The organism is Bifidobacterium imperatoris, assembly GCF_002860405.1.
Taxonomy (GTDB): Bacteria; Actinomycetota; Actinomycetes; order Actinomycetales; family Bifidobacteriaceae; genus Bifidobacterium; species Bifidobacterium imperatoris.
Genome location: NZ_NMWV01000052.1, coordinates 1 through 4,115, shown reverse-complemented (window position 1 = coordinate 4,115; position 4,115 = coordinate 1). Strand labels below are relative to the sequence as shown.

The window sequence follows — 4,115 nt, the reverse complement described above, 5'->3', positions numbered from 1 at the left end:
CTGGACCAGCAGCTCGCGCGACTGCTCCGAATACCGCTTCGGCCGCTCCGCGGGCGACATCGACGGCCTGCCGCGCCCGGCTTCCGTGAGTCTGCGTCTCGCGGTGCTCCTGCCGATTCCCAGCACGGAGCACATCTCATCGAGGATGCGTCCCTTGTCCTTCTTCGACGCCTTCATGTATTCATCCCTGAATCTCAGGGTGACCTGCCGCTTCGTCGCCATGCTGATCCTGTCTTCCATAAGACAAGCCAAACAGGACCGATACCGTTCGCGCTCATTCCCGATGAGGCACCACCACACCCTACGCGCTCAAAAAACGTGAGGCACGTCGTGCTCGGCGTTGTACTGGTCGCGGCGATTATCATCACCATTGCGGTGAACAAGAAAACCGTGCGCGATGTAAGCGTGCGCAAGTTGGTGCATTCCGAATCATGGCTGGTCGTACTCGTTGCTGCCACTGTATCGATTGCATTGATGCTTACTGGCCCAATGGCCACATTGCTCAACAATGCCACCGCTAAGAAATACAAGCTGAGCGACGAAACCATCGCTGCCGCCAACACTCAGGCGCAGGACCTGTACAGCGAAGCAGTCACTATGCTGCAGAACAACGATAATAACCTGCCGATTAGCGGTACCAAGAAGCTCAACGTGTTCGGTTGGGGCTCCACGCAGCCGATTCTCGGCGGTTCCGGTTCAGGCTCCATGTCGAACGAGCATCCGATGGCCTCAATCTTGAGCGGTCTGAAGCAGGCTGGCTTCGAAACCAACAGCGAACTGACCGACCTGTACACCAAGTACCGTGCCGAACGCCCGACCCTCAACATGTTCCAGCAGGATTGGACTCTGCCTGAGGTTCCTGCCGACCAGTACCCGGACTCCCTGATTTCCGATGCCAAATCCTTCTCCGATGAGGCGGTGGTGGTAATCACCCGCTTCGGTGGCGAGAACGCCGACCTTCCGCGCGATATGAAGGCTGAAGGCGTGGTCTACAACAACAATTCCAAGGATTACGAGGACTTCCAGCAGGGCGAGAGCATTCTGCAGCTGAGCCAGACCGAAAAGAACATGCTCGATTTGGTTTCTAAGAATTTCGACCATGTGACGCTGGTCTACAACGGCTCGAATCCGCTGCAGTTCGACTTCCTTGCCAACTATCCGCAGATCAAGTCTGTGCTGTGGTGCCCACCTGCAGGTCAGACCGGTTTCAATGCCCTCGGTGATATTCTTGCCGGTAAGGTGAATCCGTCCGGCAAGACTTCCGATACCTTCCTGAAGAATGTGCGCAGTACTCCGACCTTGAACAATATCGGCAACTTCCCGTATGACAATGTGGACGATCTTTCCGTTAAGGTGAACTTCGTCGGCAGCGAATACACGTCCAGCCCGACGTTCGTGAACTACGTCGAGGGCATTTACGTGGGCTATAAGTTCTACGAAACCGCAGCCGACGAGGGCCTGATCAACTATGACGATGCCGTGGCCTTCCCGTTCGGTTATGGTTTGAGCTACACCGACTTCGAACAGAAGATGGGCGACGTTTCTTATAAGAACGGCAAGGTATCGTTCGACGTGACCGTGACCAACACTGGTGACAAGGCCGGCAAGGATGTGGTCGAGGCTTACTACAACCCGCCATACACCAACGGTGGTATTGAGAAGTCCTCGGTAAATCTCGTGGCTTTCGAGAAGACCAAGGAACTCAAGCCCGGCGAATCCGAGACCGTGAAGATCTCCTTCGACGATGACAGTATGGCTTCCTACGACGCCAAGGGCTCGAAGGCATATGTGCTGGAATCCGGTAATTATGATGTCTCCATCCAGTCCGATTCGCACACGGTGATTGATTCCGCCACCGTGAACGTGCCGAAGACTATCACTTACGATTCTGATTCCAACACCCATTCTGGCGATAAAGTGGCTGCCACCAACGAGTTCGACGATGCCGAAGGTGACGTGACCTACCTGTCTCGAGCCGACCATTTCGCCAACTATGAAGAGGCCGTTGCTGCTCCATCCAGCATGTCCATGTCCGATGAGGCCAAGAAAGCCTTCAGTAACAACGACACCTATAAGCCGGCCGAGCATGATAACGCCGATGACGAGATGCCGACCACCGGCGCCAAGAACGGAGTGCGCTTGGCTGACTTGCGTGGCAAGGATTACGACGATCCACAGTGGGACAAGCTGCTCGACCAGCTGACCTTTGACGATATGGACAACATGATCGCTATGGCTGGCTACGGCACCGCCGCAATCAAGAACATCGGTAAGATCAAGACCACTGATCTTGACGGTCCGGCCGCTCTGATTAACAACTTCACTGGCGTCAGCTCTATTGCCTTCCCCTCCGCAGTTGGCATTGCAAACACGTGGAACAAGAAACTCGCCAATGAATTTGGCAAGACTCTGGGCAAGATGGCTCGCGAAATGCATGTGGACGGCTGGTACGCCCCGGGCATGAACATCCATCGCTCCCCGTTCTCCGGCCGTAACTTCGAGTACTTCTCCGAGGATTCTCTGCTTTCCGGAGTGATGGCCGCGGGCGAGATTGCTGGTGCCCGTTCTCAAGGCGTGTACTCCTTCATGAAGCACTTCGCGCTGAACGATCAGGAAACCAACCGCACGGCCATGCTGGTCACCTGGGCTAATGAGCAGTCCATTCGCGAAATCTATCTGAAGCCGTTCGAAATGGCGGTTAAAGATGGTGGTGCACAGGCTGTGATGACCGCATACAACTACATTGGCACGACTTATGCTGGCGCTAACCCTGCACTGCTCAATACAGTGCTGCGCGATGAATGGGGCTTCCGTGGTTTCACTCTGACCGACTATTTCGCTGGTTTCGGTTACCAGAACGCTGATCAGGAAATTCGCAACGGTGGTGATGCGATGCTCGCCACGATGGATGTCACCAACCATGTGACCAGCAAGTCTGCCACCTCCCTGAAGGCCATGCGTACCGCTTCCCACAACATCCTCTACACCGTGGTGAACAGCTGGCAGTACGAGAACGGCGAGCCAAAGACTGAGCTGCCGATTTGGCAGACGGGCATGTGGATTGGCGTTGCGGTGGTGGCCGTGCTGTTCGCTGGCCTGGAGATTGTGACTGTTCGTCGATTTGTGGCCCGTCGCAAACCTGCGGTGGAGGTGATTGCCGGCGAACAGTAAATGAATGAAGCAATGTCAGTAGAGCGGAAAGCTTCCGATGATTGAGTAGCACATCGCCAGCTGAGTCGAAGGCTCCTCCTCGCTTCCGGCCATCTGCTGTGCTGACCAATGGCAACAGCCGATCTGTGGTTCATCATCACTGCCCATTGATGATGTACCGCGGATTCGGCTGTTTTTTTATTGTTGGCGTGGTTGCGTGCGGGTGAATTTGCGAGGAACATGCCGGTACGAAACAATTTTCAGGCAATTTGTGGTTGTTTTCGGCGCTATATTGATAGTGACGAGGTTGAAAACGGCATTTTCGACACGCCGGGCGGAGCCTGTCGTTTCAACGATTTGGGCTGTTTCTGTTGTGTCTGGGTTGCGCTTGTTCTTGTGTTCGTGTAAGTTATTCATTCGCTGCCGCTGAGCGGTTCGGGCTTCTCCCCGTGAGGAAATAAAGAGTCCGGATTGGTTTGTGTGTGGTGGTGGTTTGAGAACTCAAGAGCGTGTTTGTACTACTTCTTTATAGTCAATGATTGCCAGCTTGTCTCGTGCCTGACTGTTTTTGTCGGTTGGGTCCTTGGTTGGTTGAAACGGGACGAGGTTTTTGTGAGAGTGGTTCCTTCCTTAAGGAATCGTCTCGTCGATTTTGTTTTGAGAGTCATCTATTCGATGTCTTTCCGCATTGTTTTTTTGTGGAGGGTTCGATTCTGGCTCAGGATGAACGCTGGCGGCGTGCTTAACACATGCAAGTCGAACGGGATCCATCAGCTTGCTGGTGGTGAGAGTGGCGAACGGGTGAGTAATGCGTGACCGACCTGCCCCATGCTCCGGAATAGCTCCTGGAAACGGGTGGTAATGCCGGATGTTCCAGTTGATCGCATGGTCTTCTGGGAAAGCTTTTGCGGCGTGGGATGGGGTCGCGTCCTATCAGCTTGACGGCGGGGTAACGGCCCACCGTG

General features: G+C 54.6%; 1 protein-coding gene, 1 rRNA gene and 1 pseudogene. 2 read left to right on the top strand and 1 reads right to left on the bottom strand.

Annotated elements, in window-relative coordinates; translation table 11 throughout:
- A pseudogene (locus Tam1G_RS11360) lies at positions 1-240 on the bottom strand (integrase catalytic domain-containing protein); the annotation flags it as partial.
- A 234-nt stretch (positions 241-474) separates the two neighbouring features.
- On the opposite strand from Tam1G_RS11360, the gene Tam1G_RS11355 reads away from it, so the two are divergent.
- Both Tam1G_RS11355 and Tam1G_RS11350 read left to right on the top strand, forming a co-directional pair.
- Complete coding sequence (locus Tam1G_RS11355; protein WP_242689714.1) at positions 475-3,171, top strand: glycoside hydrolase family 3 N-terminal domain-containing protein; 2,697 nt, start codon at positions 475-477, stop codon at positions 3,169-3,171.
- Positions 3,172-3,845: 674 nt separating this feature from the next.
- Positions 3,846-4,115: ribosomal RNA gene (locus Tam1G_RS11350) — 16S ribosomal RNA — on the top strand; the annotation flags it as partial.